The sequence below is a fragment of the Pseudomonas sp. 2822-17 genome, assembly GCF_002742485.1.
Classification (GTDB): domain Bacteria; phylum Pseudomonadota; class Gammaproteobacteria; order Pseudomonadales; family Pseudomonadaceae; genus Aquipseudomonas; species Aquipseudomonas cyclaminis.
The window spans coordinates 1-329 of record NZ_LJRZ01000153.1 but is presented as its reverse complement, the minus strand read 5'-3'; the positions used below and the strand labels follow the sequence as shown (position 1 = coordinate 329).

General features: G+C 36.2%; 1 protein-coding gene. It reads right to left on the bottom strand.

Translation table 11 applies throughout. The features are described from left to right. Window positions 1-329: DeoR/GlpR family DNA-binding transcription regulator (locus tag AOA60_RS01345; protein ID WP_143522324.1), on the bottom strand; the 329-nt coding region annotated here is incomplete at both ends.

The following is a 329-nucleotide window of genomic DNA, read 5'->3' as shown; positions in this document are numbered from 1 at the left end:
CTAAAGACTGTGTTGAGTGCCTTACCTCACCACCAGTCATGATGACATGTAGGTTCGTATTTTGTGATAATTGCACCGCGATATTAAGACCATTAGTCACTACTGTTATGTCTTTTTTTTCAACTAGCTGTTTTGCTATTTCCATCGTTGTTGTTCCTGCATCTAAAATAACTGTGTCTCCTTCTTTTATAAACGTGATAGCCTTCTTTGCAATCCTTTGTTTTTCTTTTATTTTTGAGTATTCTCTTACAGAAATGGCTAAGTCTTTTTCTCTTCCCTTATAAACAACTCCACCATGAACTCGTTTGACATACCCTAACTTTTCTAGC